This is a genomic window from Corynebacterium sp. 74A (assembly GCF_008930665.1).
GTDB lineage: Bacteria > Actinomycetota > Actinomycetes > Mycobacteriales > Mycobacteriaceae > Corynebacterium > Corynebacterium megadyptis.
Window position 1 is genome coordinate 212,597 of record NZ_PQMG01000002.1, and the last position, 25,773, is coordinate 238,369.

Annotated in this window: 30 protein-coding genes; 10 read left to right on the forward strand and 20 right to left on the reverse strand. The window is 62.5% G+C overall.

Features of this window, described 5'->3' with window-relative positions; translation table 11 throughout:
• Positions 1-193: 193 nt before the first annotated feature.
• The gene (locus tag GBB11_RS03945) at positions 194-955 is read left to right on the forward strand and encodes a siderophore-interacting protein (protein ID WP_151549500.1); all 762 of its coding nucleotides are present in this window, start codon (positions 194-196) and stop codon (positions 953-955) included.
• Between the two features lie 138 nt (positions 956-1,093).
• Here the strand turns inward: GBB11_RS03945 and rplQ are convergent, their stop codons facing one another.
• From rplQ to GBB11_RS04045, 20 genes are all read right to left on the reverse strand, one after another.
• Positions 1,094-1,585 (reverse strand): 50S ribosomal protein L17, encoded by a 492-nt coding sequence (gene rplQ, locus GBB11_RS03950; protein ID WP_151549499.1) that lies wholly within the window; start codon positions 1,583-1,585, stop codon positions 1,094-1,096.
• A gap of 94 nt (positions 1,586-1,679) precedes the next feature.
• Positions 1,680-2,705 (reverse strand): DNA-directed RNA polymerase subunit alpha, encoded by a 1,026-nt coding sequence (locus tag GBB11_RS03955; protein ID WP_151528915.1) that lies wholly within the window; start codon positions 2,703-2,705, stop codon positions 1,680-1,682.
• A gap of 177 nt (positions 2,706-2,882) precedes the next feature.
• Complete coding sequence (gene rpsD, locus GBB11_RS03960) at positions 2,883-3,488, reverse strand: 30S ribosomal protein S4 (protein WP_151528916.1); 606 nt, start codon at positions 3,486-3,488, stop codon at positions 2,883-2,885.
• Between the two features lie 28 nt (positions 3,489-3,516).
• Positions 3,517-3,921, reverse strand: a complete 405-nt coding sequence (gene rpsK / locus GBB11_RS03965) for a 30S ribosomal protein S11 (RefSeq protein WP_018018725.1) — start codon at positions 3,919-3,921, stop codon at positions 3,517-3,519.
• A complete protein-coding gene (rpsM, locus tag GBB11_RS03970) occupies positions 3,921-4,289 on the reverse strand; it encodes a 30S ribosomal protein S13 (RefSeq protein ID WP_018018724.1) in 369 nt (122 codons plus the stop codon). The genes rpsK and rpsM overlap by 1 nt, the downstream gene beginning before the upstream one ends.
• Before the next feature lie 252 nt (positions 4,290-4,541).
• The gene (infA, locus tag GBB11_RS03975) at positions 4,542-4,760 is read right to left on the reverse strand and encodes a translation initiation factor IF-1 (protein ID WP_012359610.1); all 219 of its coding nucleotides are present in this window, start codon (positions 4,758-4,760) and stop codon (positions 4,542-4,544) included.
• Between the two features lie 157 nt (positions 4,761-4,917).
• Complete coding sequence (locus GBB11_RS03980) at positions 4,918-5,409, reverse strand: GNAT family N-acetyltransferase (protein WP_192795895.1); 492 nt, start codon at positions 5,407-5,409, stop codon at positions 4,918-4,920.
• 82 nt (positions 5,410-5,491) lie between these two features.
• On the reverse strand, positions 5,492-6,331 hold the full coding sequence (locus GBB11_RS11020; RefSeq protein ID WP_192796315.1) for a L,D-transpeptidase: 840 nt from the start codon (positions 6,329-6,331) through the stop codon (positions 5,492-5,494).
• A 149-nt stretch (positions 6,332-6,480) separates the two neighbouring features.
• Positions 6,481-7,290, reverse strand: coding sequence for a type I methionyl aminopeptidase (map, locus tag GBB11_RS03990; RefSeq protein ID WP_151549496.1), 810 nt, complete (start codon positions 7,288-7,290; stop codon positions 6,481-6,483).
• 98 nt (positions 7,291-7,388) lie between these two features.
• Complete coding sequence (locus tag GBB11_RS03995; protein ID WP_151549495.1) at positions 7,389-7,934, reverse strand: adenylate kinase; 546 nt, start codon at positions 7,932-7,934, stop codon at positions 7,389-7,391.
• Positions 7,934-9,256, reverse strand: coding sequence for a preprotein translocase subunit SecY (gene secY / locus GBB11_RS04000; protein ID WP_151549494.1), 1,323 nt, complete (start codon positions 9,254-9,256; stop codon positions 7,934-7,936). The genes GBB11_RS03995 and secY overlap by 1 nt, the downstream gene beginning before the upstream one ends.
• Before the next feature lie 366 nt (positions 9,257-9,622).
• Entirely contained in the window at positions 9,623-10,072 is a 450-nt protein-coding gene (rplO, locus tag GBB11_RS04005; protein ID WP_151549493.1) for a 50S ribosomal protein L15, read from the reverse strand.
• A gap of 7 nt (positions 10,073-10,079) precedes the next feature.
• Positions 10,080-10,265 (reverse strand): 50S ribosomal protein L30, encoded by a 186-nt coding sequence (gene rpmD / locus GBB11_RS04010; RefSeq protein WP_151528923.1) that lies wholly within the window; start codon positions 10,263-10,265, stop codon positions 10,080-10,082.
• Between the two features lie 3 nt (positions 10,266-10,268).
• Positions 10,269-10,895: a 30S ribosomal protein S5 gene (gene rpsE / locus GBB11_RS04015; RefSeq protein ID WP_151528924.1), complete on the reverse strand. Its 627-nt coding sequence runs from the start codon at positions 10,893-10,895 to the stop codon at positions 10,269-10,271.
• Positions 10,896-10,935: 40 nt separating this feature from the next.
• Positions 10,936-11,337, reverse strand: coding sequence for a 50S ribosomal protein L18 (gene rplR, locus GBB11_RS04020; RefSeq protein ID WP_151528925.1), 402 nt, complete (start codon positions 11,335-11,337; stop codon positions 10,936-10,938).
• Complete coding sequence (rplF, locus tag GBB11_RS04025) at positions 11,337-11,873, reverse strand: 50S ribosomal protein L6 (RefSeq protein ID WP_151549492.1); 537 nt, start codon at positions 11,871-11,873, stop codon at positions 11,337-11,339. Before rplF ends, rplR begins: the two co-directional genes overlap by 1 nt.
• Positions 11,874-11,891: 18 nt before the next feature.
• On the reverse strand, positions 11,892-12,290 hold the full coding sequence (gene rpsH / locus GBB11_RS04030) for a 30S ribosomal protein S8 (RefSeq protein ID WP_151528927.1): 399 nt from the start codon (positions 12,288-12,290) through the stop codon (positions 11,892-11,894).
• A 303-nt stretch (positions 12,291-12,593) separates the two neighbouring features.
• Positions 12,594-13,355, reverse strand: coding sequence for an ATP-binding cassette domain-containing protein (locus tag GBB11_RS04035; RefSeq protein WP_151549491.1), 762 nt, complete (start codon positions 13,353-13,355; stop codon positions 12,594-12,596).
• A gap of 3 nt (positions 13,356-13,358) precedes the next feature.
• Complete coding sequence (locus tag GBB11_RS04040) at positions 13,359-14,360, reverse strand: ABC transporter permease (RefSeq protein WP_151549544.1); 1,002 nt, start codon at positions 14,358-14,360, stop codon at positions 13,359-13,361.
• A gap of 35 nt (positions 14,361-14,395) precedes the next feature.
• Positions 14,396-15,394: a substrate-binding domain-containing protein gene (locus tag GBB11_RS04045; RefSeq protein WP_151549543.1), complete on the reverse strand. Its 999-nt coding sequence runs from the start codon at positions 15,392-15,394 to the stop codon at positions 14,396-14,398.
• A gap of 394 nt (positions 15,395-15,788) precedes the next feature.
• On the opposite strand from GBB11_RS04045, the gene GBB11_RS04050 reads away from it, so the two are divergent.
• From GBB11_RS04050 to fdhD, 9 genes are all read left to right on the forward strand, one after another.
• Positions 15,789-16,832, forward strand: a complete 1,044-nt coding sequence (locus tag GBB11_RS04050) for an ATP-binding cassette domain-containing protein (protein WP_225979191.1) — start codon at positions 15,789-15,791, stop codon at positions 16,830-16,832.
• Positions 16,829-17,629: an ABC transporter permease gene (locus GBB11_RS04055; protein WP_151549489.1), complete on the forward strand. Its 801-nt coding sequence runs from the start codon at positions 16,829-16,831 to the stop codon at positions 17,627-17,629. Before GBB11_RS04050 ends, GBB11_RS04055 begins: the two co-directional genes overlap by 4 nt.
• Complete coding sequence (locus GBB11_RS04060) at positions 17,619-18,392, forward strand: ABC transporter permease (RefSeq protein ID WP_151549488.1); 774 nt, start codon at positions 17,619-17,621, stop codon at positions 18,390-18,392. The genes GBB11_RS04055 and GBB11_RS04060 overlap by 11 nt, the downstream gene beginning before the upstream one ends.
• 460 nt (positions 18,393-18,852) lie before the next feature.
• The gene (locus GBB11_RS04065; RefSeq protein ID WP_151549487.1) at positions 18,853-20,079 is read left to right on the forward strand and encodes an RtcB family protein; all 1,227 of its coding nucleotides are present in this window, start codon (positions 18,853-18,855) and stop codon (positions 20,077-20,079) included.
• A 97-nt stretch (positions 20,080-20,176) separates the two neighbouring features.
• Entirely contained in the window at positions 20,177-20,881 is a 705-nt protein-coding gene (locus GBB11_RS04070; protein ID WP_151549486.1) for a 6-carboxyhexanoate--CoA ligase, read from the forward strand.
• Positions 20,878-22,047, forward strand: a complete 1,170-nt coding sequence (locus GBB11_RS04075; protein ID WP_151549485.1) for an 8-amino-7-oxononanoate synthase — start codon at positions 20,878-20,880, stop codon at positions 22,045-22,047. The genes GBB11_RS04070 and GBB11_RS04075 overlap by 4 nt, the downstream gene beginning before the upstream one ends.
• A gap of 147 nt (positions 22,048-22,194) precedes the next feature.
• A complete protein-coding gene (locus GBB11_RS04080; RefSeq protein WP_192796314.1) occupies positions 22,195-24,522 on the forward strand; it encodes an FdhF/YdeP family oxidoreductase in 2,328 nt (775 codons plus the stop codon).
• Positions 24,515-24,832 carry a DUF6457 domain-containing protein gene (locus GBB11_RS04085; protein WP_225979182.1) on the forward strand — a complete coding sequence of 106 codons (318 nt, stop codon included), beginning with the start codon at positions 24,515-24,517 and terminating at the stop codon, positions 24,830-24,832. Before GBB11_RS04080 ends, GBB11_RS04085 begins: the two co-directional genes overlap by 8 nt.
• Positions 24,833-24,910: 78 nt before the next feature.
• Positions 24,911-25,744, forward strand: a complete 834-nt coding sequence (fdhD, locus tag GBB11_RS04090) for a formate dehydrogenase accessory sulfurtransferase FdhD (protein ID WP_151549483.1) — start codon at positions 24,911-24,913, stop codon at positions 25,742-25,744.
• Positions 25,745-25,773: the final 29 nt, after the last annotated feature.

Below are 25,773 nucleotides of genomic sequence, written 5' to 3' on the forward strand. Positions count from 1 at the left end.
CTCTACCCTAACCGATCACCTGCAACCGACTAACGACCACAAGGAAGAAACCTCTAGCACCTGTGCGTGCACCATCACTGCTCTGCGCCGCCCATATTCTTAGGGCCGCCTTGCCTTATTATTCGTTAGTCCGATAGCATCGACGTGACTAACGAGCCATGATGAGCCGCAGACGCGTAAAGGACACAGCAGCATGGGTAAGGGAATATACGGCACGATCATGAAGCTGCTGCGGGCGGAGGATCTGCAGTGCACGGTCGAGCGGGTGTGGATGCACACCGACACTATGAAAGCGCTGCGCATCAGCTCGCCCGAGTTTATTCGCACCATCCGGCCCGCCGAGGGCGAGTATCTGCGCTGCTGGTTCCCAGAGCTGAGCAACCCGGCTAAAGAAGTGATGCGCGGCTACACCCTGACCGATATCGACTATGACACCGGGGAGTTCACCCTCTATTTCCTGCTCCACGAGCCTGCCGGGCCCGCGTGCGCGTGGGCGCAGAGCGCCACAGAGGGCGATACATTCGACGCCGCCTACTACGGCTCCAGCCCCTTTCGCGTGGAGGGTGCAGACCCCTATGGCTTCGTTTTCATTGCCGACGCCGCTGGTATTCCCTATGTCAATGCCCTCGCCGCCGATTTAGCGCCCCGCTGTCCCGTGCAGGTGTGGATGCTTGATTGGCACCCTACCGATCATGAGATCCCCATCATGGAGCACGAGAATATCTCGGTGGAATGGGTGGCTCCCACCAGCGAGGCGCTGCTGGAAAAGGCTCGCGGCTTCACCTGGGAGGGCTGGTATCCGCACCTCATTTGCGAAGCGAAGGTGCTGCTCGCTACGCGACGCTACCTGCTGAAAAACGTGGGTATGAAAAAGGGCGACATGCACATCCACGCGTATTGGATTGCCGGCAAGGCGATGGGAACCAGCCGAGACGTCTCCCGCTCTCAGGATTAGGCGCCCGTACCGCAGCCGCGACTGACACGGCCGAGCGTTTCCCGCCCCGCGCAGCCCTAGAAAAAGACGAACACCGCAGGGATATCCCTGCGGTGTTTCTGTCTCAATCCGACGAGTGTCCGGCTTTAGCGAAAGCGCTTAAGCCTTGTCCTCGGTGGACTCGGTGGTCTCAGCGGCCTCGGCCTCCTCGACATCGGTCTCCTCAGCCTGAGCCTCTTCAGCCTTCTTGGAAGCTGCGGCGCGGGTGGCGCGCTCCGCCTCGGTGGAGACGGTGGGCTCGAGCACCAGCGAGATCTGGGACATCGGGGCGTTGTCGCCGCGACGGTTCTCCAGCTTGATGATGCGGGTGTAGCCGCCCTCGCGACCCTCGAACTGGGGAGCCAGCTCGTGGAAGAGGTGGAAGATGACATCCTTGTCCTGGATGTGCTTAGCAACGTTGCGGCGATCCGCGACGGTGCCCTTCTTGGCCTTGGTGATGAGCTTCTCCGCGTAGGGGCGAAGCAGCTTGGCCTTGGCGTGGGTGGTAACGATCTGCTCGTTCATGAACAGCTGGGCTGCCAGGTTCGCCAGAATCTTCTTCTGGTGAGAAGCCGAGCCGCCCAGACGGGCACCCTTCTTCGGGGTAGGCATAATGGTTCTCCTCGTATAGGAATGTTGTGAGCTTATTCCCGCCGCGGGCCCAGCCGTTTAGCGCTGGTGGGCGGCGGTTTCGCCCGGATATGTCTTACTCGGAATCTTCAGCGTCGGAGGCGTCAGTGTCCACGAAGTCGCCGGTCTCGGCGTCGTAGCCCTCGATTTGGGTGGGATCGAAGTCCTCCGGCGCGTCCTTGAGGGTCAGGCCCAGCCCTGCGAGCTTCACCTTGACCTCGTTGATGGACTTCTGACCGAAGTTGCGGATATCCAGCAGATCCGACTCGGTGCACTCTGCGAGCTCACCGACGGTGTGGATGTCCTGGCGCTTCAGGCAGTTGTAGGAGCGAACGGAGAAGTTCAGATCCTCGATGGCCACGCTGTAGGCGGCGATGTTCTCGGTCTCCTGCGGGGAGGGACCGATCTCGATGCCCTCGGCGGCGGTGTTCAGCTCGCGGGCGAGACCGAACAGCTCCACCAGGGTCTTGCCGGCGGAGGCAAGAGCGTCGCGGGCGGTGATGGAGTTCTTGGTCTCCACATCGATGATGAGCTTGTCAAAGTCGGTGCGCTGCGCAACACGCGTTGCCTCAACCTTGTAGCTCACCTTGAGCACCGGCGAGTAAATCTGGTCCACGGGGATGCGGCCGATTTCCTTGCTGCCGTTGTACATGGTGGCGGGAACGTAGCCGCGGCCGCGCTCGACCACCATTTCGATGTCCAGACGACCCTGCTCATTCAGCGAGGCGATGTGCAGATCCGGATTGTGGATCTCCACGCCAGCCGGCGGCTGAATATCAGCTGCGGTGACGTCGCCTTCGCCTTCCTTGGACAGATACATCACAACCGGCTCGTCGGAGTCGGAGGACAGCACGAGGCCCTTGATGTTGAGGATGATGTCGGAGACATCTTCCTTCACACCCGAGATGGTGGTGAACTCGTGGAGCACACCGTCGATCTTGATGCTGGTCACGGCCGCGCCCGGGATGGACGACAGCAGGGTGCGACGCAGCGAGTTACCGAGGGTGTAGCCGAAGCCGGGCTCCAGCGGTTCGATCACGAAGCGTGAACGAGCCTGTTCAACGAACTCCTCGGTGAGGGTAGGGCGTTGCGAAATGAGCATGGGATAGAACTCCTTGTGTGGCGACCGCTATATGACGCCTGAGATAAGGAACATATGACGTTGTTGTGCTGCCGGTGCAGCAACCACCTAGGTGGCGTCGCACCAGCACGAGCACGTGAAGATTCCTCTTCGGTAATGGCGCCCCGCCGGCCGCTATGGGCCAGCGAGTGGCAGCTATTACTTCGAGTAAAGCTCGACGATGAGCTGCTCCTGCAGCGGAATGTCGATCTGGGCGCGCTCGGGCAACTGGTGCACGAGGATGCGCAGGGTGGAGGGCACGACCTGGAGCCATGCCGGAACGACGGCGTCCACCTGGTTGTCCTGGGCCTCGTCGAACCAGACCATCTTGCGGGACTTCTCACGGACATCGATGATGTCGTACTGAGAAACCTGGAAAGACGGAACGTTGATGTTCTTGCCGTTCACGGTGAAGTGACCGTGGGAGACAAGCTGACGAGCCTGACGACGCGTGCGGGCGAGGCCGGCACGGTAGACAACGTTGTCGAGACGGGACTCGAGCAGGATGAGCAGGTTGTCGCCGGTCTTGCCGGGCTGACGGTTCGCCTCGGCGTAGTAGCGGCGGAACTGCTTCTCCATGACGCCGTAGGTGAAACGAGCCTTCTGCTTCTCCTGCAGCTGCAGGAGGTACTCGGACTCCTTGATGCGAGCGCGGCCTGCCTGTCCCGGGGGGTACGGGCGACGCTCGAAGGACATATCTCCACCGACGAGGTCGACGCGGAGACGGCGGGACTTACGGGTTGCTGGGCCGGTATAACGAGCCATGAGTTTCTAACCTTCCTTTCCCGAATTCTTAAACGCGACGACGCTTCGGCGGACGGCAACCGTTGTGCGGCTGCGGAGTCACATCCGAGATCGAGAGAACCTCAAGGCCGGCGGCCTGGAGGGAGCGGATTGCGGTTTCGCGGCCCGAACCCGGGCCCTTGACGTAGACGTCAACCTTCTTCATGCCGTGATCCATTGCCTTGCGGGCAGCGTTCTCGGCAGCCATCTGCGCAGCGAACGGGGTGGACTTACGGGAGCCCTTGAACCCGACGTGGCCGGAGGAGGCCCAAGAGATGACGGCACCATTCGGGTCGGTGATAGACACGATGGTGTTGTTGAAGGTGGACTTAATGTAAGCGGCACCCTGTGCCACATTCTTCTTTACGACGCGACGGCCAGAACGGCGAGCGCCGGAGCGAGTCTTTGGAGGCATTACTTCTTCTTTCCTGCGATCGTCTTCTTCGGGCCCTTACGGGTACGAGCGTTGGTCTTGGTGCGCTGACCGCGCACGGGCAGGCCACGACGGTGGCGCAGACCCTGGTAGCAGCCGATCTCGATCTTGCGACGGATGTCAGCCTGAACCTGGCGGCGGAGGTCACCCTCAACCTTCCACGAGTTCTCGATAACATCACGCAGAGCAGAGATCTGCTCATCGGTCAGAGCGTCGGTACGCAGGTCGGGAGAGATGCCAGTCTCTTCCAGCAGCTTGGCGGCGCGAGCCGGGCCAATGCCGTAAATGTAGGTGAGAGCGACCTCCATGCGCTTATTGCGCGGGAGGTCAACTCCAGCTAGACGTGCCATGAGGCATTACCTTTCCGGTTGTTACGGTGGTTTTCTCCCAACTCGTCCCCACCAGTTGACGCTTCGCCCGGATGCGGTGCCGGACTGTGGGCCAAGATACGTAGGGCTTCAGCCACCGATTGCCGAAGGTTGGTTGAGTGCCACGGTTGGATCCGCCGTGCAGGCGCATACATGAGCAAGAACCCAACGTGAAATAACCGTCGGGTTCCGTCTCGCCTCGGGGCACTCGGTAGAGTTAGGAGGCTGTGAGTTTTACTTGTAGCGGTAGACGATGCGGCCGCGGGACAGGTCATAGGGAGACAGCTCCACTACCACGCGGTCCTCGGGCAGGATACGGATGTAGTGCTGGCGCATCTTGCCACTGATGTGCGCGAGCACCTTGTGGCCGTTGTCCAGCTCTACTCGAAACATTGCGTTCGGAAGAGGCTCGATGATTCGACCCTCAACCTCAATTGCGCCTTCTTTTGCCATATCCTCAAACATTTCCCCAGCCACTGCTGTGGCCGGTTTGATGGTCGTCTGCTACATAGGCGCGACAGCCAAAACAGTCACACCAAAGCGCAAGCATACCGTTTCTGCTGGAAATCGCAAAATGGCTGCGTCATCACGCGCGAGGGGCCGGCGAGGTTTAGTTTTTGTTACCGGCGCGGAGGAGAGCATCGCCTTCGAGGCGGAAGATTTCTTGATCCTCCAGCGCCCCGCCGCCCATCCTGGTGTAGAAGGCACGGCCATTGTCATTGTCTTTGGACACATTCCACTCCATGCGGGCATAGCCGCGGTCCACGCATTCGGCGGCCAAGGAGCTCAGCAGTGCCTGACCATAGCCTTTGCCGCGGTGCTCCTCGCGCACATAGAGATCCTCCATGTGAATGACGGGCGTGGATTCCCAAGTGGAAAATTTATAGAACCACAGGGCGAAGCCGGCGAGCCGCTCGGCGCCCTCTTCTTGAAGCACGGTGACCCGCGCCAAAGGGTGCGGGCTAAAGAGGTGTTGTTCGAGACGCTCCTCATTGGCGCGTACACCATTGGGAGCGCCCTCGTGTTCGGCGAGGCAGTGGATGAGATCGAGGATCTCGGGGATGTCTGTGTCACGGGCGGGGCGGATCGTATAGTCCTGCATAACTATCCAGTGTAGCGATCTAGGCCACACTATGATGCCAGCAGCGCCCGAGCGCTGGCCCCCGCCGCGCGTTAAGGGGTGCTTATCGACGCACGTGCCCGTTGGGAACGCCGTAGTCCACATCGCCCCAGACATAGACGAGATCGCCTATGTTGAGGTGGTTGAAGTACCGCTCGGACTCGCGCATGGGCACGTGCACGCAACCGTGGGAGAGCACCTCGGGGTCACCGCCGTGGAAAGCGATACCGTTCCTGGTGAAGTACACGGAATTCGGCATGGGAGCGTTGTAGAACTCGCGGGAGACCTCGTACTTGACCTTGCGGTTCACATAGTGGCGACCAGGCGGGGTGTCGTAGCCATCGGCGCCGGTGGAGACGCGAATGACGTCACTGACGCGGTGGCCCTTGCCGTCCTGCAGCCAAGCCACCTGCTTATCAGCGTCCACGCAGGCACGTGCCTCTTTCGGGCACGGGCTGGGAGTGGGGCGCGGACTCGGCGCCGGAGCGGGCTGCGGGGCCGGAGCGGGAGCCGGATTCGGTGCGGGGCGCGGGCCGGAGTGGCGGGCGATGATGCCCGGGTAGACGGCCTCGAGGGTGCGGTCTACGGCGTCCTTGGCCTGCTGTGCCAGCGGTGCCGGCAGCAGCTGGTCGGCGCTGCGGTGCAGATCACCACGGGTGCGCCATGCCTGGGCCTCGCCCTGGGCCTGGAAATCGGACTGGGTGGGGATGGTGAAGCCATCGAGGCCCGGCAGCTCGAACTGGGAGGAACCGAAGTCCGGCACCATGTTGTCGAGGCCGAAGGGAAGCTGTGCGTGCGCTGCCGGAGCAAGCGGGAGAGCAACAGCGAGGGTGGCGCACACGGCGGTAGCGCCGCGCACGAGCCGAGCACCAACACCGCAGCCGGAGGAGTGACGAGAGCCCATAGGAGTGTAGACGTCCTTTTCTTCAAGCGACACCTCATGTGGGCGCCGCGTTGTGTATTTCAAGCCCACCCTATCTGATCACACTCAGGTTGGGCGATATTTTAGGAATCTTATCCCCTTATCGTGCGGTGCAGTCAAGGGGACACACCCTAGGAGAAGTCCCCCTCCGGGCGCGTGGTGAGAATGCGCGGCCCCGCAGCGGTGGCGGCCACCGTGTGCTCCCAGTGCGCGGCGGGCGAACCATCCTCGGTGACCACCGTCCAGTTATCCTCGAGCACCTCCGAATAGGCGGTGCCGCCGGCGAGCATGGGTTCGATCGCCAGCACCGAGCCTTCCTGGATCAGCGGTCCCCTATTGCCCCGCCCTTCATTGGCGAGGAAAGGATCCTCGTGCATGGTGCGCCCGATTCCGTGGCCGCCATAGCCGTCCACGATGAACAGCTCCACGTTGAACTTCTTCTCGGCCGCGCGGGTGGCCATCTCGAGGGCGTGGGATATATCGGTGAGCCGGTTGCCCGGCACCATGGCCGCAATGCCCTGGCGTAGCACCCATGCCGTGGCGTCATTGAGCGCGGAGGTGGCGTCGTCAAGCTCCCCGATGCCGAAGCTGAGCGCGGAGTCGCCGACCCAGCCGTTATAGGTGGCGCCGCAGTCGATGGAGACGAGATCACCGGGCTGCAGGATGGTCTCGGCGTTGGGGATGCCGTGCACGATGGCATCGTTGACGGAGGCGCAGATCGAGGCCGGGAAGCCTTCATAGCCGAGGAAGGTGGGAGTGGCGCCGTGATCGCGGATGACGGTCTCGGCGATGCGGTCGAGCTCGAGTGTGCTCATGCCCTCGCGGGCGGCGGCGCGCACCTCGTGCAGGGCGTGGCCGACGATAGCGCCCGCGGCCGCCATCTTCTCTAGCTGCTCGGGGGTTTTGGCGGGGATTGTGCGGTTGTTCTTGCGACGCGCCATGGGCGGCGTTCTCCTTTGGTTCTTGGTTAGGGGGTCGGCACAGCACAACGCCGACCATCCTCTCGAGGAGAGGAGGCCGGCGGAGGCGAGAGATGAACTTATTTGCCGAGGGCGCTCATGGCGCGCTCGTTGATCTCTTCGATGCTGCCTTCAGCTTCGACGGTGTAGACGCTGTCGCCGTAGTAGTCGATCACGGGGGCGGTCTGCTCGCGGTAGACCTCCATGCGGGTGCGGATGGTCTCCTCGTTATCGTCGGCGCGACCGCGGGCGAGCATGCGCTCGACCACGACGTCCTCGGATACCTGGAAGTTCAGCACGCCGTCGATGTCCACGCCTTGCTTCTGCAGCATCTCAGCCAGCAGGTCGGCCTGCTCGGTGGTGCGGGGGAAGCCGTCCAGCAGGAAGCCCTCGCTGGCGTCGTCCTCGGCGAGGCGGGATTCCACCATGCGGGCGGTCACCTCGGTGGGGACGAGTTTGCCGGCGTCGATATAGCTTTTCGCCTCCACGCCCAGCGGGGTTCCTTCGCCAATATTTGCTCGGAATAGATCACCGGTGGAGATGTGCGGAACACCCAGCTTCTCGGAAAGAATCGCAGCTTGGGTGCCCTTGCCTGCACCGGGAGGGCCTAGGAGAACGAGTCGCATTACTTCAAGAATCCTTCATAGTTGCTTTGCAGGAGCTGACTCTCAATCTGCTTGACGGTGGTCAGAGCCACCGAGACAAGAATCAGAAGTGCGGTACCACCAAAGGGAGTTGCACCTGCGTCTATGTTACCAACTCCGAGGTCCAGCATGATGTTCGGCAATACGGCAATGATGCCCAGATAGGCGGCACCCACGAAGAGCAGTCGGTTCATCACATAGCCCAAGTAGTGGGCGGTGGGACGCCCGGGGCGAATGCCCGGCACGAAGCCGCCGTACTTCTTCATGTTCTCGGCCTGCTCGTAGGGGTCGTATTGCACCGAGACGTAGAAGTAGGAGAAGAACACGATGAGCACAAAGTAGAGCACGATGTACTGCCACGAGGAGGGGGTCTGCAGGTGCGCGATAACGTTGCGCATCCACCAGTTATCCGGCACCGAGGCGCTATTGGAGTTCACGATCTGGGTGATCAGCACCGGCATGTAGATGAGCGAGGAGGCGAAGATCACCGGGATCACGCCACCCTGGTTCACCTTCAGCGGCAGGTAGGTGGAGGTGCCACCGTATTGGCGGCGGCCCACCATGCGCTTGGCGTACTGCACTGGGATGCGGCGCTGCCCCTGCTCGATGAAGACCACGCCGATCACCAGCAGGATCACCGCGGCGAGCACGACACCGAAGACCACCCCACCGGAGGATTGCAGGATGTTCATGCCGTCGGTGGGCAGACGCGTGGCGATACCGGCGAAGATCAGCAGCGACATGCCATTACCGATGCCGCGTTCGGTGATGAGCTCGCCGAGCCACATCACCAGCACCGCACCGGAGGTCATCACCACGACCAGCATGAGCAGGGTGAAGATATTCGAATTTTCCACCAGCACGCGCTGGCCTTGGCCCAGTAGCTGCTCGCGATCGGCGAGCGCCACGATGCCGGCGGATTGCAGCAGCGCCAACGCCACCGTGAGGTAGCGGGTGTACTGCATCATCGTAGATTGGCCCGATTGGCCTTCCTTTTTGAGCTCCTCGAATCGCGGGATCACCACTGTGAGCAGCTGCACGATAATCGACGCCGTAATGTAGGGCATGATGCCGATGGCGAACACCGAGAGCTGCAGCAGCGCACCGCCGGAAAACAGGTTAATCAGCGAGTACACGCCGGAGTTTTCCGAGGCGATCTCATGCAGCCGTGCGCTGATCTCGCGATAGTCCACGCCGGGCGAGGGGATCTGTGCACCGATGCGGTACAGCACGACCATCGCGAGCGTGAACAGAATCTTCTTTCGCAGATCAGCGTCCTTGAAGGCCGAGACAATGGCGGACACTAATAATCCTCCTGTACACCCCTAGCTCGATCTGCGGCGGGTGTGCCGCACCCGATCGAGGACATAAGGGACGTAGTAACAAATACCTAACTGGACGAATCAGCGCACGCACCAAGCTCGCGTGCCTGAGATCAAGAGTTAACAACGGTGCCACTTTACCAGCAATGCTCGCCGGCACCGATATTGCGTACTCACCACACCCTAACCTTGAGGGGGAACCCCCGCTCAGCAGGGCCGCGCGCTTATCGACGCAGCCCTCGATCGGCCATCGTATGGGAGATAACAAAGCCGCCAGCCTCAGCTACTGCTGGGACTGGCGGCTTCCGCACTCTTCGCGCCCCGCGCTCGGCGCGGGACTGAGGGGTGCTACTGAGCCTCGGCGACAGAGCCGCCGGCGGCCTCGATCTTTTCCTTGGCGGAACCGGAGAACTTCTGTGCGGTCACGTTGACCTTCACAGAGATGTCGCCGTTGCCGAGCACCTTGACGGGCTGGTTCTTTCGCACCAGGCCGGCTGCCACGAGATCGGCAACGCTGACGTCGCCGCCCTGCGGGAAAGCCTTCTCGATGTCTGCAACGTTGACCACCTGGAAGATGACCTTGTTGCGGGCCTTGAAGCCCTTGAGCTTCGGCAGGCGCATGTGGATGGGCATCTGGCCACCCTCGAAACCTGCTGGCACCTGCTTACGAGCCTTGGTGCCCTTGGTACCGCGGCCAGCGGTGGTGCCCTTGGAGGCATTACCGCGACCCACGCGGGTCTTGGCCTTCTTCGCGCCCTTCGCCGGGCGCAGATCGTGGAGCTTAATAGGTTCGCTCATGAGTTATCTACTCCCCTGCTACTTCTTCGACCTCGACCATGTGGCGAACAGTGTTGATGTAGCCACGAACGATCGGGGTGTCCGGGCGAACAACAACATTGTTCGGGCGCTTCAGGCCGAGGCTGCGCAGCGTGTCACGCTGATTCTTCTTAGCACCGACGGTGCTTTTGGTCATGGTGATCTTGAGGGCCATGATTTACGCCTCCTGACCTGCGCGTGCGCGCAGCATACGGGCCGGGGTGACCTCTTCGATGCTCTTGCCGCGGCGGGCAGCGACCTCTTCGGGGCGCACGAGCTGCTTGAGGGCATCCACGGTGGCGTGGACAACGTTGATGGCGTTGTCCGAGCCGAGAGACTTGGACAGGATGTCCTGCACGCCAGCGCACTCAAGCACCGGGCGGGCAGCGCCACCAGCGATCACACCGGTACCGGGGGCAGCGGGGCGAAGCATAACGACGCCGCCTGCGGCCTCACCCTGAACCGGGTGGGTGATGGTTCCGGCAATCATCGGGACGCGGAAGAAGTTCTTACGAGCTTCCTCGGCACCCTTCTGGATAGCGGCGGGAACTTCCTTGGCCTTGCCGTAGCCAACGCCGACCATGCCCTGGCCGTCGCCGACGATCACGAGAGCGGTGAAGCTGAAGCGACGACCACCCTTCTGGACCTTGGACACGCGGTTGATGGTGACAACGCGCTCCAAGTACTGCGAGCGCTCGTCCTGCTGGTTGCGGTCATTGCGACGACCACCACGGCGGTCGTTGCGGTTGTTCTTCTGGTTCTCGTCGGCGGTGCGTCCGCCGTCGCGCCGTTCACGTCCTGGCATTACGCGATCCTTCCGTTGTTGAACTTATCTGCGGTGATCATTAGAAGTTCAGACCACCTTCACGAGCGCCATCGGCCAAAGCCGCAACGCGGCCGTGGAACTGGTAGCCACCACGGTCAAAGACAACCTTCTCAATGCCGGCAGCCTTGGCGCGCTCGGCGACGAGCTTGCCCACAGCGGTGGCCTTGGCCTTCTTGTCGCCCTCCATCTCGCGGATGGACTGGTCCATCGAGGATGCAGCGGCCAGGGTGTGGCCGGCCAGGTCGTCGATGACCTGAACGTGCATGTGACGGGAGGAACGGTGGACGACGAGACGCGGTGCCTCGGGGGTACCGCGCAGCTTCTTGCGCAGACGGAAGTGACGACGGGCACGAGCCTGACGACGACGGGTAGAGATGTCCTTGCCGACAGGAACGCGCTTGTTCTCTGCAGTGTTGCTCATTACTTACCTGTCTTTCCGAGCTTGCGGCGGACCTGCTCACCCTCGTAGCGGATGCCCTTACCCTTGTAGGGGTCATCCTTACGCAGACGACGGATGTTAGCGGCGACCTGGCCGACCTGCTGCTTGTTGATACCGGAGATCGAAAGCTTGGTGTTGCCATCGACCGCGAAGGTGATGCCCTCGGGGGCCTCAACCAGCACGGGGTGGCTGTAGCCGAGAGAGAACTCGAGGTTCTGGCCCTTGGCCTGCACACGGTAACCAACACCGAAGATTTCCATCTTGATGGTGTAGCCCTCGGTCACGCCCACAACCATGTTGTTCACGAGAGAGCGGGACAGACCGTGCAGGGAACGGTTCTTACGGTGATCATCGGGGCGGGAGACAATAATCTGGTTGTCTTCCACGGCAACGGTGATCGGGGCCGGGATGTCCTGGGACAGAGTGCCCTTGGAGCCCTTGACCTCAACGTTCTGGCCGTCGATCTTGATGTCAACGCCGCTGGGGATGGCGATGGGAGCTTTACCAATACGAGACATATTTAGATTCCCTCCCTCTTACCAGACGTAGGCGAGGACTTCTCCGCCTACGCCCTTCTCGTGAGCCTGGCGGTCAGTGAGCAGCCCCTGAGATGTGGAGATAATCGCCACACCGAGGCCACCGAGAACCTGCGGCAGGTTGGTGGACTTTGCGTACACGCGCAGACCGGGCTTGGACACGCGACGAACGCCGGAAATGGAACGCTCACGGGCGGAGGAATACTTCAGATCCAGGGTGAGGGTCTTGCCAACCTTGGCGTCCTCCACCTTGTAATCCTTGATATAACCCTCTTGCTTGAGGATGCCCGCGATGTTCGCCTTCAGCTTGGAAGACGGCATGGACACGGTCTCGTGGTACGCGTGGTTAGCGTTACGAATGCGAGACAGCATGTCTGCAATGGGATCAGTCATGGTCATAAGACTTAGACCTTGATACCTTTCTCGTTGCGGTTCCTAATTCACCCAAGAACCGTTGTCAGCTGTCACTAGGGAGCCGGCGACTCTGGCGCTTCCACGCACTCAATAGTGGGAAAGCTCGCTGCCTTGCACTCACGAACGCTGGACGTTATGGGGCGAATATAAGGCCTACAACAAAGTAGGAACGTACAAAATAAAAGGATCTCGCGGGATCTCGCGAGTCCAAGAATGAAATGATACACACCCCCAGCCTGCGGGTCAAGACGTTTCAGCACGTCACCGCTCTCGGCCGGGGCGGTGCATCTAGCGCTGAAGCTCGTGCTGCAGGGCGTCGAGTTCCCCGCCGCCGGACATCTCTAGCGTGAGGGTGTCAACATCCACGTCCTCGCGCCGCGCCTGCAGCGTCTGCTTGCCGAGGGTGAGCACCACAAACCTATCCCCCACCAGCAGCGCGTGCTTGGGGTTGTGGGTGATGAAGATGACGGCGGTGCCCTGTTCCCGGGCCTTGGCGATGAATTTCAGCACCATGCCGGACTGCTTCACGCCCAACGCGGCGGTGGGCTCATCCAAAATCACCACGCGGGCGCCAAAGTAGATAGCCCGGGCGATCGCCACCACTTGGCGCTGGCCACCGGACAGCGAGGAGACGGGCGCATCGATATCGGGGATGACAATGCCCATGTGTTCCAGCTCCGTGGCGGCGATGCGCTTCATCTTCCCCTCATTGATCAACCCCCAGCGATTGCTGATCTCCTGGCCGAGGAAGAAGTTGCGCCACACACTCATCTGCCCCACCACGGCCAAGTCCTGGTACACGGTGGCAATACCGGCGGCGAGAGCATCGGCCGGGGAAGTGAAGTGCGTCGGGGTGGCGTCGACAAGCATCGTGCCCGAGGTGTGGGGATGCAGGCCGGCCAGAATCTTGATGAGCGTGGATTTGCCGGCACCATTATCGCCCAGCACACAGGTGACCTCGCCGGGCACCACCTGCAGATTGATCGAGCGAAGCGCGTCGAAGGCGCCGTATTTTTTGCTGACGTCGTGCAGCTCAATGATCGGGTCCATGGGCTATTTCTTTTCCGTATATTTCGCGACGCCGAGGTTCGTCATGACGGCGAACAGCAGCATGGCGCCGAGGAAGAACTTGAACCAGTCCGGGTTCCACCCGGCGTAGACGATGCCTTGGTTGGTCATGCCGAAAATCAGGGCGCCGATAGCGGTGCCGACGGCGGTGCCTTTGCCGCCATTCATCGCGCAGCCGCCGATGACGGCCGCAATGATATAGAGGAACTCATTGCCCACGCCCTGGCCCGCTTGGATGGAGTCGAAGGCGAAGAGATTGTGCATGCCCACAAACCATGCGGCGAAACCAACGAACATGAACAGGATGATCTTGGTGCGGCGCACCGGCACACCCACGGCATGGGCGGCGTCCTGGTTGCCGCCAACGGCGAAGATCCAGTTACCAAACTTGGTTTTAAAAAGCAGGATCGACGCCAGCGCCACGAAGCCAATCCACCAGAACACCGTCACCCGCACCTGCACCCCAGCGACATTGACATTGGAGGCAAACACCATGTTCGCGGAGTAGAAACCCTCCATATCCGCGATGGTAGGAGTGGCCACCGCGCCGGTGACGAGCTTGGTGATGGCCAAGTTCAGCCCCTGCAGCATGAGGAAGGCGCTCAGCGTGATGAGGAAGGAGGGGATACCGGTGGTGGTCGTGAGATAGCCGTTGAGCGCGCCGATGGTCAGCGCGATAAGCAGCGCAATGCCCGCCCCCACCCAAGAGTTCAGGTGCAGATTGTAATTGAGCATCGTGGCGGCCAAAGCAGCAGTCGTCACGGCGACACCAGAGGAGAGGTCGAATTCATCGCCGATCATGAGCATGCCCACCGCTAGGGCCATGATGCCCATCGTGGACGATGCATAGAGCACCGTGGCCAGCGACTCAAAAGAGCGGAAGGGTGGGGCCACGATCATGAAGAGCGTGAAAATCACGATGGCGCCGAGCAGGCTCGCCAGCTCGGGGCGGCGAATGAGTTTCTGAAAGAACGAGCGCTGCAGCATGCGTTCATCGGCCGCGCTCGCCGAAGCGGTGTCGCTCATCGCAGGCCCGCCTTTGCCGCGGCGGCGATGGCGTCCACATTGCTGGCGTCCACGAAGGAGGGGCCGGTATAGACCGGCCGGCCACCGCCCACGGTGGTGCCATTGCGCATATTCAGCCACAGAGAATCCACGGCCAGATAGCCCTGCAGATAGGGCTGCTGGTCCACTGCCCACTCGACGTCTCCAGCGGTGATGGCGCTCACCAGTTCCGCATTGGTGTCGAACGTAGAAATCTTGGCCTCGGAACCGGCCTGCTCCTTGGACTTCACGGCGGCCAGCGCGACTGGGGCCACCAGCCCCATCACCCAATCGATACTCGGATCCTCCGTGAGCTTCGCCTGCAGAGTAGAGGTGACGGAGGTGAGGTCCATGCCATTGACATAGAGAATCTCCACCGAGCCGCCGGCACCGACCTTCTCGAGGCCCTTCTTCACGCCCTCGCAGCGCGCCTCTTGGGAGGAGTTGCCCTGCTCGTGGATCACACAGAGCACATTCGATGCATTATCTGCGGCGAGGCGCTCGCCGGCGAGCTCGCCGGCCACGGATTCATCCTGGCCAAAGAAGCCGCTCAGGCCGTAGTTCTGATACTCGTTCATTCCGGCATTGAGTCCCACGACGGGAATACCGGCATCCACGGCGTTCTGGGCGGCGGGGCCGATCGCCTGCGCATTCGGCAGGGTGACAGCAACGCCGTCTACCCCGGCATCCACCGCCGACTTCACCAGGTTCGCCTGATTGGGCGCCTGCGGATCGGAGGAGTAGCGCAGCTCAATATTGCTCTTCTTGGCCGCATCCTCCGCGCCCTTGCGCACCAGATCCCAGAAGGTATCGCCCGGCGCGCCGTGGCTGACCATCGCCACCACCGCGCGATCGGTATCGGCCCCGCCGAAGCCGGGGCCGCCGCCCGTGCCGCCGCCGGAGTCGCTGGGACGCGGGGCGCCGCCGGTAGAAGAGCAGCCGCTAAGAAGCAGCGCCAGCACCCCGATGAGGGCCATGAGAATAGTGGCGGTGGAGGTGGCGTGCCGCGAGTACGGCGAGGACACACGGTGGGAAAGACCTAGCATAACTATTGATTCAACGGAAGCGCCCTCCCCGCTGTCAAATGCGTTTGCCCAGCTCATCCGACATTTCTTGAACGATTAAGAATGGCTGTTCTGGCCTTTTAGCACAGAGCCCTCCGTACAAACTCCACCCGCGAGCACACCCTCACACCCCGCCCATGGCCCTCGGGCCGCGAGCCTGCTGCCCCCCCCTATCGCCGAGATACACACCATAAGGGGGCATCCCCTGTGCCTCCGCACTCACCCCTCTAGCCCTAAGCATTAGCGTAGCCTAACCTTGAAATTAGGTGCGTATGAATACTTTCCCTAGTTCAGTGAGGTGGTACTTGTGCCTGATCCCTGCTACCACGACTCTCAGCTCGCACTTGAGGTCAAGGACCTGCGCTGCGAGCGAGGGCCGGCGAAGAAGCGTATCCCCGTACTCAAAGGCGTGAACCTGCACATAGCGTCTGGCGAGATTGTCGCGGTCTTAGGTGCCAATGGCGCCGGTAAGACCACTCTCATCAATGTGCTGTCGACTCTCCTTCCCGCATCCTCTGGCACGGCGCGGGTGGCGGGCCTCGATGTCACGACCCAGCCCGCCGAGGTGCGGCGACACATCAGCATGACGGGGCAGTTCGCCACGGTGGATGAGCGACTCACCGGAGCGGAAAATCTCATCTACTTCGCCCGTCTCGCGGGGCTGTCTCGCAGCGCTGCCACAGCCCGCACCACCGAGCTACTCAGCGAGTTCCAGCTGGATGCCGCCGCCCATCGCCGAGTGGCGGATTATTCCGGCGGTATGCGCCGCCGGCTAGACATCGCCATCTCCCTCACCGTCCCGCCCACCCTGCTCTTCCTCGATGAGCCGACCACCGGCCTCGACCCGACAGCGCGGGCCCATGTGTGGGAACTCATCACCCGGCTCAGCAATGAGGGCACCTCCATTCTGCTCACCACGCAATATCTCGACGAGGCCGATAGTCTCGCCGATCGCATCGCGGTGCTTGCCGACGGCGTGGTGATTGATGAGGGCACTCCCACCGAACTCAAGAGCCGTTATGGCATGCTCATCTGCGAGGTGAGCATGGATAGCGCCACCCATGCCGAGAAGCTCTGCATGCAGGCCCACAAGGCCGGACTATCCGCCCAAGTGGAACACAACTGCGTGCGCGCCGAAGCACCCCGTGGGCACCGCGATCTCGTTCGCTTGCTCGGTCTCTGGGAGGGCGAGGACAGCAGCATCGTGGACGTGGCACTCACCCCGCCCTCGCTCGATGATGTCTACGCCGCCATTGCCGATAGCGGCGATGTGGCCGGACAGCACATAACCCCCTCCCCCAGCAGCGAGCAGCCTGCGGATGCGGGCAGCGACCGGCGGGGGCGGCCATGACCTCCACTCGCATCCACCACCCCCTCGAAGCAACTCCACGGCCTTTCGGGGCGATCGCCAGCATCTGGAAACGAGACATGCTGCGCTTGCTGCGCAATCAGGCGGCGATGATCTCCAGCATCATGATTCCGTCGATATTTATGCTCGCGTTCTATGCGTCCTTTGCCCGCTCCGCGGAGCACTTTATGGATAGCTATGCCGACTTCATCCTTCCTTCCGCCGTCACCCAGGCGATCATTTTCACGGCTGGTGGCTCCTGCCTAGCAGTCGCCGAGGATAAAGAAGATGGTTTTTACTCTCGCCTGCTCAGCATGCCTGTGCCCTCCTGGTCGATTGTGGCTGGCCGGCTCTTGGCTGATCTCACCCGCATGACCTGGTCCGGGGCGATACCGCTGGCGCTCGCATTTCTTCTTGGTGCGCGCTTTCACGGCGGCATCGGTGCCGCGGCGCTCTTCCTGCTCGCCCTCGCCCTCATTACCGTGGTGCTCTCCGCGGCGATCGACGGGCTAGTGCTCATCACCGCCCATCCGGTGTCCACCGCACTCACCTTCCAAGGGCTCACCATCGCGATACTTTTGCTATCCACCGCCTTCGTCCCCGCGGACGCCCTGCCGGAGCATGTGGGGACGGTGGTCGCCCATATTCCACTCTCTCCCATCTTGGATTCTTTGCGCGCACTCGCCGCGGCCGAACCACTGGGCTCCACCGGGGTGGAGGCCGCAGTGTGGCTGATCGTGCTCAGCGCGGCCGGATTCTGGGGATTTAGTACTGCGCTCAGGAGGGGCCATGTCTCTTAAGCTCACGTCTCTCATGCTGCATACGCGACGCCGCATTCTGCGCACCATCAGAGACCGCGCCAGCATGTCCGCAACACTGCTCACCCCCGTGGTGATGTTTCTGATCATGCGCATTCTCTTTGGGGATCTCATCGCCGCCTCCCAAGGCCGCACCAGCCCCGATCTCACGGCGGTGTGCCTACTCATGGTGCTCGGCGCCCAGTGGATGAACTCCACCTACTGCGCCTCAGAGACCGTCCGCGAGCGCACCTCCGGATTTACTGCCCGCATCGCCGTCAGCCCAGGCGGCACCGTCCCCTTGGTGTGCGGCGAGACCCTCTATTATGCGATTCGCTTCCTTTCCGCAGCACTGGCGACGCTCCTCGTGGGAGTGGTCGCTGGGGCGCGCTTCCACGGCGCGGCGACCATCACCGTTGTGCTGCTGGCAATCGTGATCTCCTCGCTCGTGTCCGCGCTCATGGCCACGTGGATGGCGTATTCCACCACCAATCCGGAATCGCTGATGATGGTCACCCCACTGCTGATGACGCTGCTCTTCCTCTCAGCCGGAGTGGTGGGAACAGACAGCTTTGTAGAGCCCGTACAACCCTTCGTGCGGCATAACCCCATCACGCATCTCGTGGAGGGGGTCACTGCCCTCAGCGCCGATAGCGATTCCGGTAATCACCTGCTCATTGCTCTCGCCTGGGCGGTCGGCGCCGGGGTGATATTCCTCATCGGCGCGAGCCGCACCTACTCGCGCGCCCAGACGCAGCTGAGCTAAATACAGCCTCCACTATGTCTCATATCACCATTGCCTAGAGCACTTTGACCTGCTAGAAGTGAAAGAGCGCGTGTTCTTATCAGCCCTAGGCGCTAGCGGGACACGCCGGACACACTATTTTTATCCGCACCACTGAAGGAGGGACAGTCCCCATGTTTGGCCAGCAACAGGTGAAGCAGAAGCTGTCGCCGTACCTCGCCCCCACGCGGATTCAGAGCCCGATCACCTAGATCGAGATTCCACCGCGGGGTACGGCTGACAGCGCACACCGATTGTCTCCTTCCCGCGGTTTTTCTTGCCGCTCCCCTTCACCTCCTCCCCCAGCATCGTTAATGATGCCTATGCGCCAGCCGGGCGGGCGAGGTGGCGTCGATAAGCGGCCCCGCTACTGCGGCACAGGACAGAGGCGGTGTGGTCACCACCCACCGATACTCACTTTGCTCATCGAAGGAGAGCACCTATGTCACCACAGCGCAGACGACGCGGCCGCCGCAGAAGAGATCCCGAGATCCGTTCGCTGCAGCCGCACTCCCCCATTGTGAAGAACTTCGCCTCAGAGATCGAGGACGGGGTTCTGCTCCAGGCCCAGCAGCTGGCCGCGATGCCCTTTGTGCGCCCGCACGTAGCACTCATGCCGGATGCCCACATCGGACTCGGCTCCTCTGTGGGATGCGTATTCGGCACGATCGACGCCGTCATCCCTGCAGCCGTGGGCGTGGATATTGGCTGCGGCATGATCGGTGTGCGCACCCAGTTCAGTGCCGCCGATCTTGCCGGCCGCAACCTCGAGCAGCTGCGCGACGCCGTCGAGGCCGCCATCCCCCTCTCGCTGGGAAACTACAACGACTGGCAGCTTGCGGACAGCGCCGATGCTCGCTGCCGCGAACTCAACGAGCTCGCCGAGGGCGACGATGTAGATCTGAGCCACTCACCTCGGTGGCGGCAGCAGCTCGGTTCGCTCGGCGGCGGGAACCACTTCATCGAGCTCTGCCTCGACGAGGAGGAGCGGGTGTGGATGTTTCTGCACTCCGGCTCGCGGGGCGTGGGCAACCAGATCGCCCGTATGCACATCCGTATCGCCCAGCAGCTCATGGACCGCTGGTGGATTCCGCTGCCCAATAAGGACGTGGCCTACCTGGTCGATGGCACGCCCGAGTTCGATCGCTACATCAAGGATCTCACCTGGGCGCAGCGCTTCGCCTATCTCAACCGCGAAGAAATGATGGACCGCTTTGCCCGCTGCCTCGGGGAGTTCCTCGGCACCGAGGTGGTGGAGGAGGAGCGCATTAACTGCCACCACAACTACACCGAGAAGGAGGAGCACCACGGGCGCACCGTGTGGCTCACCCGCAAGGGCGCCATCCGCGCCGACGAGGGCAGTCTCGCCCTCATCCCGGGCTCGATGGGCACGGCCAGCTATGTCGTGGAGGGAAAGGGCAATGCAGTAGCACTGCGGTCCGCACCCCACGGGGCGGGACGTCGCTTCTCTCGCAGCGAAGCGCGCCGGCGCTTCACCGTCGAGGATCTGGACCAGCGCATGGGCGGGATCGTTTACCGCCACGGCGATGCCTGGGTGGACGAGATTCCCGATGCCTATAAGGACATCGACGCGGTGATGGCCGACTCCGCCGAGTTGGTCCACATCCGCCACACCCTGCGCCAGGTGCTCAACATCAAGGGCACCTAGCGCGGCAGCGAGAAGCACCACAGGCGGCACGGCACGCACAGCGTCGCGCCGCGCCGCCCTTAACGCTGTTCAATCATCGCCGGTATAGTCACCACACGTGGGTTATTACAGCATCAAAATGCACGCCAGTGCGCACGGCCAGCACATTTCGGGAGCTGAGCGCATCCTGCCGAAGGAGCAGCTCGCGGAGATGGCAGAGATCCTCGTCACTCGCGCGCTGACCCACCCCAAGGGGCAGGCTGCGGAGATCTCGCTGCACGCCACGGCGGTAGCGGATGAGCAGATCGTTACTGTGCCCGCGCTAGAAACCAGCACGGTGCCCACCGACTCCCCGGCCGCGGCCGACGCGGTGATCGCCGAGGTTCTCACCGAGGTGGGTGTGGCGGATGCCGCCCCCTTCGTGCGGCTATTGCGCGAGGTATCGGGGCTGCGCGGGGCGATGATCGCCGATGCCGCTACCGGCGCCCGGCGCGAACCCGATCCCCAGCGCGGGGTGCGGGTATCCACCTTCGACGCCACTGCCAGCTCGATGTCTGCGGAGAAGGAACACTATCGCGAGGCACTCACCCTCGCCTCCAAGGCTCTGAGCGCCCCCGGCATTGTGGCGGAGCTGTGCATGTCTGATGACCCCGACTACACCACCGGCTATATCGCCACCGCGGGCCACTACCGGCGCCTGTTGAACATGAAAGAGCAGGGCAGCACACGTGGTACTCGTGTCCTTATATATAGGGGTACGGACGCGGATCTCGCGGCGACAATTAACTATCTTGAAAACATCCCAGTATTAGTTGAATTATGAGCACACTCTCCCACCACTCCCGCGCCGCCAATCAGGTGTGGTCCGCCGAGGGCCTGGCACGCCAGATTCACACCTTTGACGGCTCACAGCAGCCACGCGGCACGATCGACGGCGAGTACTATCTCCAGTTCTCCAGTTCGGACTATCTGGGGTTATCCACTCACCCGCGTATGCGTACCGCGGCTACCAACGCCATTGAGCGCTATGGCACCGGCTCGGGCGGCTCACGCCTGACCACCGGCACCACCATGCACGGCGCCCTCGAGCGGGAGCTGGCCGAGCATTTCGGTTATGAGGACGCAGTGTGGTTCGGCAGCGGGTACCAAGCGAATCTCTCCACCATCGCTACGTTGGCTCAGCTTGCGGGCAGTGAATTGACGATCTTCTCCGATGCGCTCAATCACGCCAGCCTTATCGACGGCATCCGCATGGCGCGGCACACCGCCGGCTGCCAGGTGACTGTCTTCCCGCACGCCAACTATGACGCGCTCTCTGAGCTCACCGCCACCTGCCCCACCACATTCGGACTCATTGTCTCCGACGGTGTGTTCTCCATGTCCGGTGCGGTCGCCGATCACGCTCGTTTGGAGGAGATCGCGCTCAGCCGCGGCATGTGGCTGCTCGTGGACGATGCCCACGGTGTGGGTGCCCTCGGCGAACACGGCCGGGGCAGCCTCGACGGTATCTCTCGCCCCGATGTGCTCATCGGTACCGCCTCCAAGGCGCTGGGCTGTGCCGGCGGTTTTGTGCTCTGTGATGAAGACACCGCCACTCTGCTGCGCAATCGGGCCCGCAGCTTCGTGTTTTCCACCTCCTCTCCGCCGGCCACGGTGGCCGCCGCCCGCACCGCCCTAGAGATCCTTACGCAGGAGCCGGAGCACCAGCAGCGCTTGCACGACAATATTGCTTATCTGCGCGCGGGTCTGGCCGACCAAGGGCTGCCCAGCCCTGGGGTGTCGCCCATCGTGCCGGTGGTGATCGGGGATGAGCGCGAGGCCATGGCTGTCAGCGAGGCGCTGAAACAACGCCAGATTTTCTGTAATGCCATTCGCTACCCCACCGTGGCCCGCGGTGCCGCCATGCTCCGGCTCACGGTGCAGACGACGATGGAACACGAGGATATTGACGCCCTCCTCGCCGCCCTCGCTCAGGTGCGTGGCGTTTAGCCGCCCACGGCGCAGCCGGACACGCGGCGCTGAATACGAGGTGTGCAGCGATTCCGGAGCGCCTCGGCTTAGCCCCGAGTGGGGGAGCCACCCCCAGCTATTTCCCCCATATAGGGGCAAGCTCGGAGGACTTATATACTCAATTCTATGACTATCGCACATAATGATTCTGGTTTCCGCCCTCCCGCAGGCGGTTTCAAGCCTGCGCCCGTCAATCCCGTGGCGAACGAGTTTGATAATCCCGAATCGACCGGCAAGCCCAAGCCCTACGCTGCGGGTATTCCCGGTGTTGCGCACGCGATGCAGCACGCAGTGCCGAACCGCGGGTTACTGCCGCTGCTCACTATGAACAAGCCTGGCGGCGTGGACTGTCCCGGCTGTGCGTGGCCCGAACCGCCACAGCACGAGCTGGGCATTGTGGAATTCTGCGAAAACGGCGCCAAAGCTATCGCGGAAGAGACCACCCCGAATCGCGCCGATCGTGATTTCTGGGCCTCCGTCTCCGTGCCCGAAATGCGCGAAAAAACCGATTATTGGTTGGGCAAGCGCGGCCGCATTACCGAGCCGCTGCTCTACGACCGCTCCAGCGGCGATGAGCACTACCGCCCCATCTCCTGGGAGGATGCCTTCTCCCTCATTGCGGACAAGCTGAGCACCATTCACCCCGATGAGGCTGTGTTCTACACCTCCGGCCGCGCCTCGAATGAGTCGGCGTACATGATTCAGCTGCTGGCCCGCCGCTTCGGCACCAATAACCTGCCCGACTGCGCGAATATGTGCCACGACTCCACCGGCGCCGCCCTGGGCGAAACTCTCGGCCTGGGCAAGGGCTCCGTGGTGATTGAGGACTTCTCCCGCACTGACCTGATTATCTCTGTGGGACAAAACCCGGGCACCAACCACCCGCGTGCCCTCGGTTCCTTCTCCAAGTGCAAGGAAAACGGCGGCAAAATCCTCGCGATTAACCCCATGCCGGAGACCGGCCTCCGAGGCTTCCGCGACCCCCAGGAGCCCGCCGCTCTGGTGGGCAAGCCCGCCAAGCTGGCCGATGAGTTCTTGCAGGTGCGCTTGGATGGCGACCGCGCCTTCTTCCAGGCCCTCAACAAGGAACTGATCCGTCGCGACGCCCTCGATCACAAGTTCCTCGATAACTTCTGCTCCGGTGTGGAGGAGACGATCGAGCACCTCAACTCCCTCGACGATGCCGAGCTGCTGCGCGGCTGCGGGTTGAGCATGGCGGATATCAAGAAGGCCGCCGACATGGTGGAGGAAGCCCGCACCGTGGTGCTTACTTGGACTCTCGGCGTGACCCAGCACGAAAACGCCGTGTACACCATCCGCGAGATGGTGAACTTCCTGCTGCTCACCGGCAATATCGGCAAGCCGGGCGCCGGCACCGCGCCGCTGCGCGGCCACTCCAATGTGCAGGGCGACCGCACCATGGGCGTGTGGGAGAAGATCAAGGAACCCTTCCGCCTCGCCCTCGAAGAGCGCTTCGGTTTCGACTGCCCCGCCGAGGACGGTCTGGGCACCGTGCCCTCGCTGCAGGCGATGCGCAGTGGCAAAACCAAGTTCTTCCTCTCTCTCGGCGGCAACCTGGTGCGCGTGGCTTCGGACACCTCGGTGGTGGAGCAGGCCATGGCCTCCAATGAGCTGACCGTGCACTTGTCCACCAAGCCCAATGGCTCCCACGCCTGGCCGGGCGAGAAGTCCCTCATCCTGCCGGTTCTGGCCCGCACCGATGTGGATAACAAGCCCTCCGGCCCGCAGAAGGTCACCGTGGAGGATTCCGCCGGTGCCGTGCACGCCTCTGAGGGCCACCGCACCGCCAACCACGATCTCTCGCTGCGCAGCGAAATCGAGATCCTGGGCACCATCGGCAAGATGGTGTGCGGCGATGAGTGGTGGCAGCCGATGATCGACGACTACTCGGTGATCCGCGATCACATCGCGGCCACCATCCCTGGCTTCGAGGACTACAACAAGCGCATCGAAAACCCGGGCGGGTTCATGCTGCCTAATGGTCCGCGCCAGCGTGAGTTCAATACTCACGACGGCAAGGCCCACCTGACCGTCAACGAGACCAATGTGATCGACCTGCGTGAGGGCGAGCTGCTGATGAACACCGTCCGCTCGCACGATCAATACAACTCCACCATCTATGGTCTGGACGATCGCTACCGCGGCATCAAGAATGGCCGCCGCGTGGTGTTCATGAACCCCGAGGACGCCCGCGAGCGCGGGGTCCGCGATGGCGACCTGGTGGATCTGGTCTCCCGCTACTCCGATAGCGAGCGCCGCGCCCCGAACTTCCGCATCGTGGAGTTCCCCGTGGCCAAGGACTGCGTGACCACCTACTTCCCCGAGGCGAATGTGCTGGTGCCGCTGGATTCCCGCGCCCACATCTCCCACACCCCAGTGTCCAAGTCCTGCCGCGTGTTCATCGAGCCGCTGGGAAGGAATGTCAATGACTAATTCCTCCCCCGCCAAGGGCAAGAAAGACGACCCAGAGAAGATGGCGGCCATGCAGCAATGGCTCGATCAGGTGTGCTCGGAGCTAGGCTTGGATCGCGCCGTGGCCAGTGATAACACCGATCAGCTCCTGGGGCTTACTGGGCGCATCGCCCATGGCCCTAGCCGCCCCGGCGCGCCGCTGAGCTGTTTCCTGCTCGGCCTCGCCGTGGGGGCGGACACCGCCGGAGACAGCAGCGCGCTGGATCCCGAGCAGGTGCGCGCTGCGGTACGGGAGCGCGCCGAGCGGCTCATCGGGTTGATCGAGGACTAAACCAGTCCGTAGTGGTGGGCAGGAGCGCAGTGTCCATAAGCGCCCTGCCCACTGCGAGATAAGGTGGAAAGCACAGCTGTGGGCAGAATTATTGATAACCCCCGCATCACTCGGGTGATCCTGCGCGATGATGAGATCTTTATGAACGAGCGCAGCGATGCGGTGGCGGTGGAAGAACCCCTCGAGCTGCGCGTCGGCGGCACCACCTACACCACCACCATGCGCACCGCCGGCAACGATATCGAGTGGATGCACGGCTTCCTCTACAGCGAAGGGCTTATTAGCAACGCGGAGGATGTACAGGAAGCCCGCTACTGCGCTGGGGCGACCGGAGAAGACGGCGCCAACACCTATAACGTGCTGGAGTGCTCCTTAAGCGATGTTCTCCCGCTGCGGCCCCGCCTCGGCACCATGACCAGCGCCTGCGGTGTGTGCGGCACCAACTCTATCCAGGAGATCACCCGCGCCGCCCGGTATCCCATCACCCCCATCACCCCGCACCCACGGCTCATCGCCGCGCTGCCGGAGGCGCTGCGCACCGAGCAAAAAGCCTTTGAGAAGACTGGGGGCATTCACGCCGCTGGGCTCTTCGCACCCGATGGCACGCCGTTGTTTATTCGCGAGGACGTGGGCCGGCACAATGCCTGCGACAAGGTGATCGGGGCGGCGCTGATGGCGGGCATGGAGTTTCCGCTCGCCGGGCACATCATGGTGATGAGTTCGCGCGCCTCCTTCGAGCTGGTACAAAAAACCGTACTGGCCGGGTGCTCGGGACTGGTCGCGGTATCAGCCGCCACCAGTCTGGCGGTGGACCTCGCCCGCGCCACCGGGCTGCTGCTCGTAGGGTTTGACCGAGGCGATCGCTTCAACCTCTACTCCGGCGAGCTGGCCGCGGTGAACACCGAGAGCTAGCTGCTGACTATGCTCTGACTCAGCACGCC

Bases quoted from the DNA above. Each gene is read 5' to 3' on its own strand.
- GBB11_RS04065 (WP_151549487.1), top strand. From the start codon at position 18,853: ATGTCACCACAGCGCAGACGACGCGGCCGCCGCAGAAGAGATCCCGAG.
- rpmD (WP_151528923.1), bottom strand. From the start codon at position 10,265: ATGGCCCTCAAGATCACCATGACCAAAAGCACCGTCGGTGCTAAGAAG.
- rpsE (WP_151528924.1), bottom strand. From the start codon at position 10,895: ATGCCAGGACGTGAACGGCGCGACGGCGGACGCACCGCCGACGAGAAC.
- GBB11_RS04060 (WP_151549488.1), top strand. From the start codon at position 17,619: ATGTCTCTTAAGCTCACGTCTCTCATGCTGCATACGCGACGCCGCATT.
- rplR (WP_151528925.1), bottom strand. From the start codon at position 11,337: ATGAGCAACACTGCAGAGAACAAGCGCGTTCCTGTCGGCAAGGACATC.
- GBB11_RS03955 (WP_151528915.1), bottom strand. From the start codon at position 2,705: ATGCTCATTTCGCAACGCCCTACCCTCACCGAGGAGTTCGTTGAACAG.
- GBB11_RS04035 (WP_151549491.1), bottom strand. From the start codon at position 13,355: ATGGACCCGATCATTGAGCTGCACGACGTCAGCAAAAAATACGGCGCC.
- GBB11_RS03995 (WP_151549495.1), bottom strand. From the start codon at position 7,934: ATGCGACTCGTTCTCCTAGGCCCTCCCGGTGCAGGCAAGGGCACCCAA.
- GBB11_RS03945 (WP_151549500.1), top strand. From the start codon at position 194: ATGGGTAAGGGAATATACGGCACGATCATGAAGCTGCTGCGGGCGGAG.
- rpsD (WP_151528916.1), bottom strand. From the start codon at position 3,488: ATGGCTCGTTATACCGGCCCAGCAACCCGTAAGTCCCGCCGTCTCCGC.
- GBB11_RS04085 (WP_225979182.1), top strand. From the start codon at position 24,515: ATGACTAATTCCTCCCCCGCCAAGGGCAAGAAAGACGACCCAGAGAAG.
- rpsM (WP_018018724.1), bottom strand. From the start codon at position 4,289: ATGGCACGTCTAGCTGGAGTTGACCTCCCGCGCAATAAGCGCATGGAG.
- GBB11_RS04080 (WP_192796314.1), top strand. From the start codon at position 22,195: ATGACTATCGCACATAATGATTCTGGTTTCCGCCCTCCCGCAGGCGGT.
- GBB11_RS04045 (WP_151549543.1), bottom strand. From the start codon at position 15,394: ATGGCCCTCATCGGGGTGCTGGCGCTGCTTCTTAGCGGCTGCTCTTCT.
- GBB11_RS03980 (WP_192795895.1), bottom strand. From the start codon at position 5,409: ATGCAGGACTATACGATCCGCCCCGCCCGTGACACAGACATCCCCGAG.
- infA (WP_012359610.1), bottom strand. From the start codon at position 4,760: ATGGCAAAAGAAGGCGCAATTGAGGTTGAGGGTCGAATCATCGAGCCT.
- GBB11_RS11020 (WP_192796315.1), bottom strand. From the start codon at position 6,331: ATGGGCTCTCGTCACTCCTCCGGCTGCGGTGTTGGTGCTCGGCTCGTG.
- rplQ (WP_151549499.1), bottom strand. From the start codon at position 1,585: ATGCCTACCCCGAAGAAGGGTGCCCGTCTGGGCGGCTCGGCTTCTCAC.
- rpsH (WP_151528927.1), bottom strand. From the start codon at position 12,290: ATGACCATGACTGATCCCATTGCAGACATGCTGTCTCGCATTCGTAAC.
- rpsK (WP_018018725.1), bottom strand. From the start codon at position 3,921: ATGCCTCCAAAGACTCGCTCCGGCGCTCGCCGTTCTGGCCGTCGCGTC.
- rplF (WP_151549492.1), bottom strand. From the start codon at position 11,873: ATGTCTCGTATTGGTAAAGCTCCCATCGCCATCCCCAGCGGCGTTGAC.
- map (WP_151549496.1), bottom strand. From the start codon at position 7,290: ATGGCGCGTCGCAAGAACAACCGCACAATCCCCGCCAAAACCCCCGAG.
- GBB11_RS04055 (WP_151549489.1), top strand. From the start codon at position 16,829: ATGACCTCCACTCGCATCCACCACCCCCTCGAAGCAACTCCACGGCCT.
- rplO (WP_151549493.1), bottom strand. From the start codon at position 10,072: ATGAGCGAACCTATTAAGCTCCACGATCTGCGCCCGGCGAAGGGCGCG.
- GBB11_RS04040 (WP_151549544.1), bottom strand. From the start codon at position 14,360: ATGCTGCAGCGCTCGTTCTTTCAGAAACTCATTCGCCGCCCCGAGCTG.
- GBB11_RS04075 (WP_151549485.1), top strand. From the start codon at position 20,878: ATGAGCACACTCTCCCACCACTCCCGCGCCGCCAATCAGGTGTGGTCC.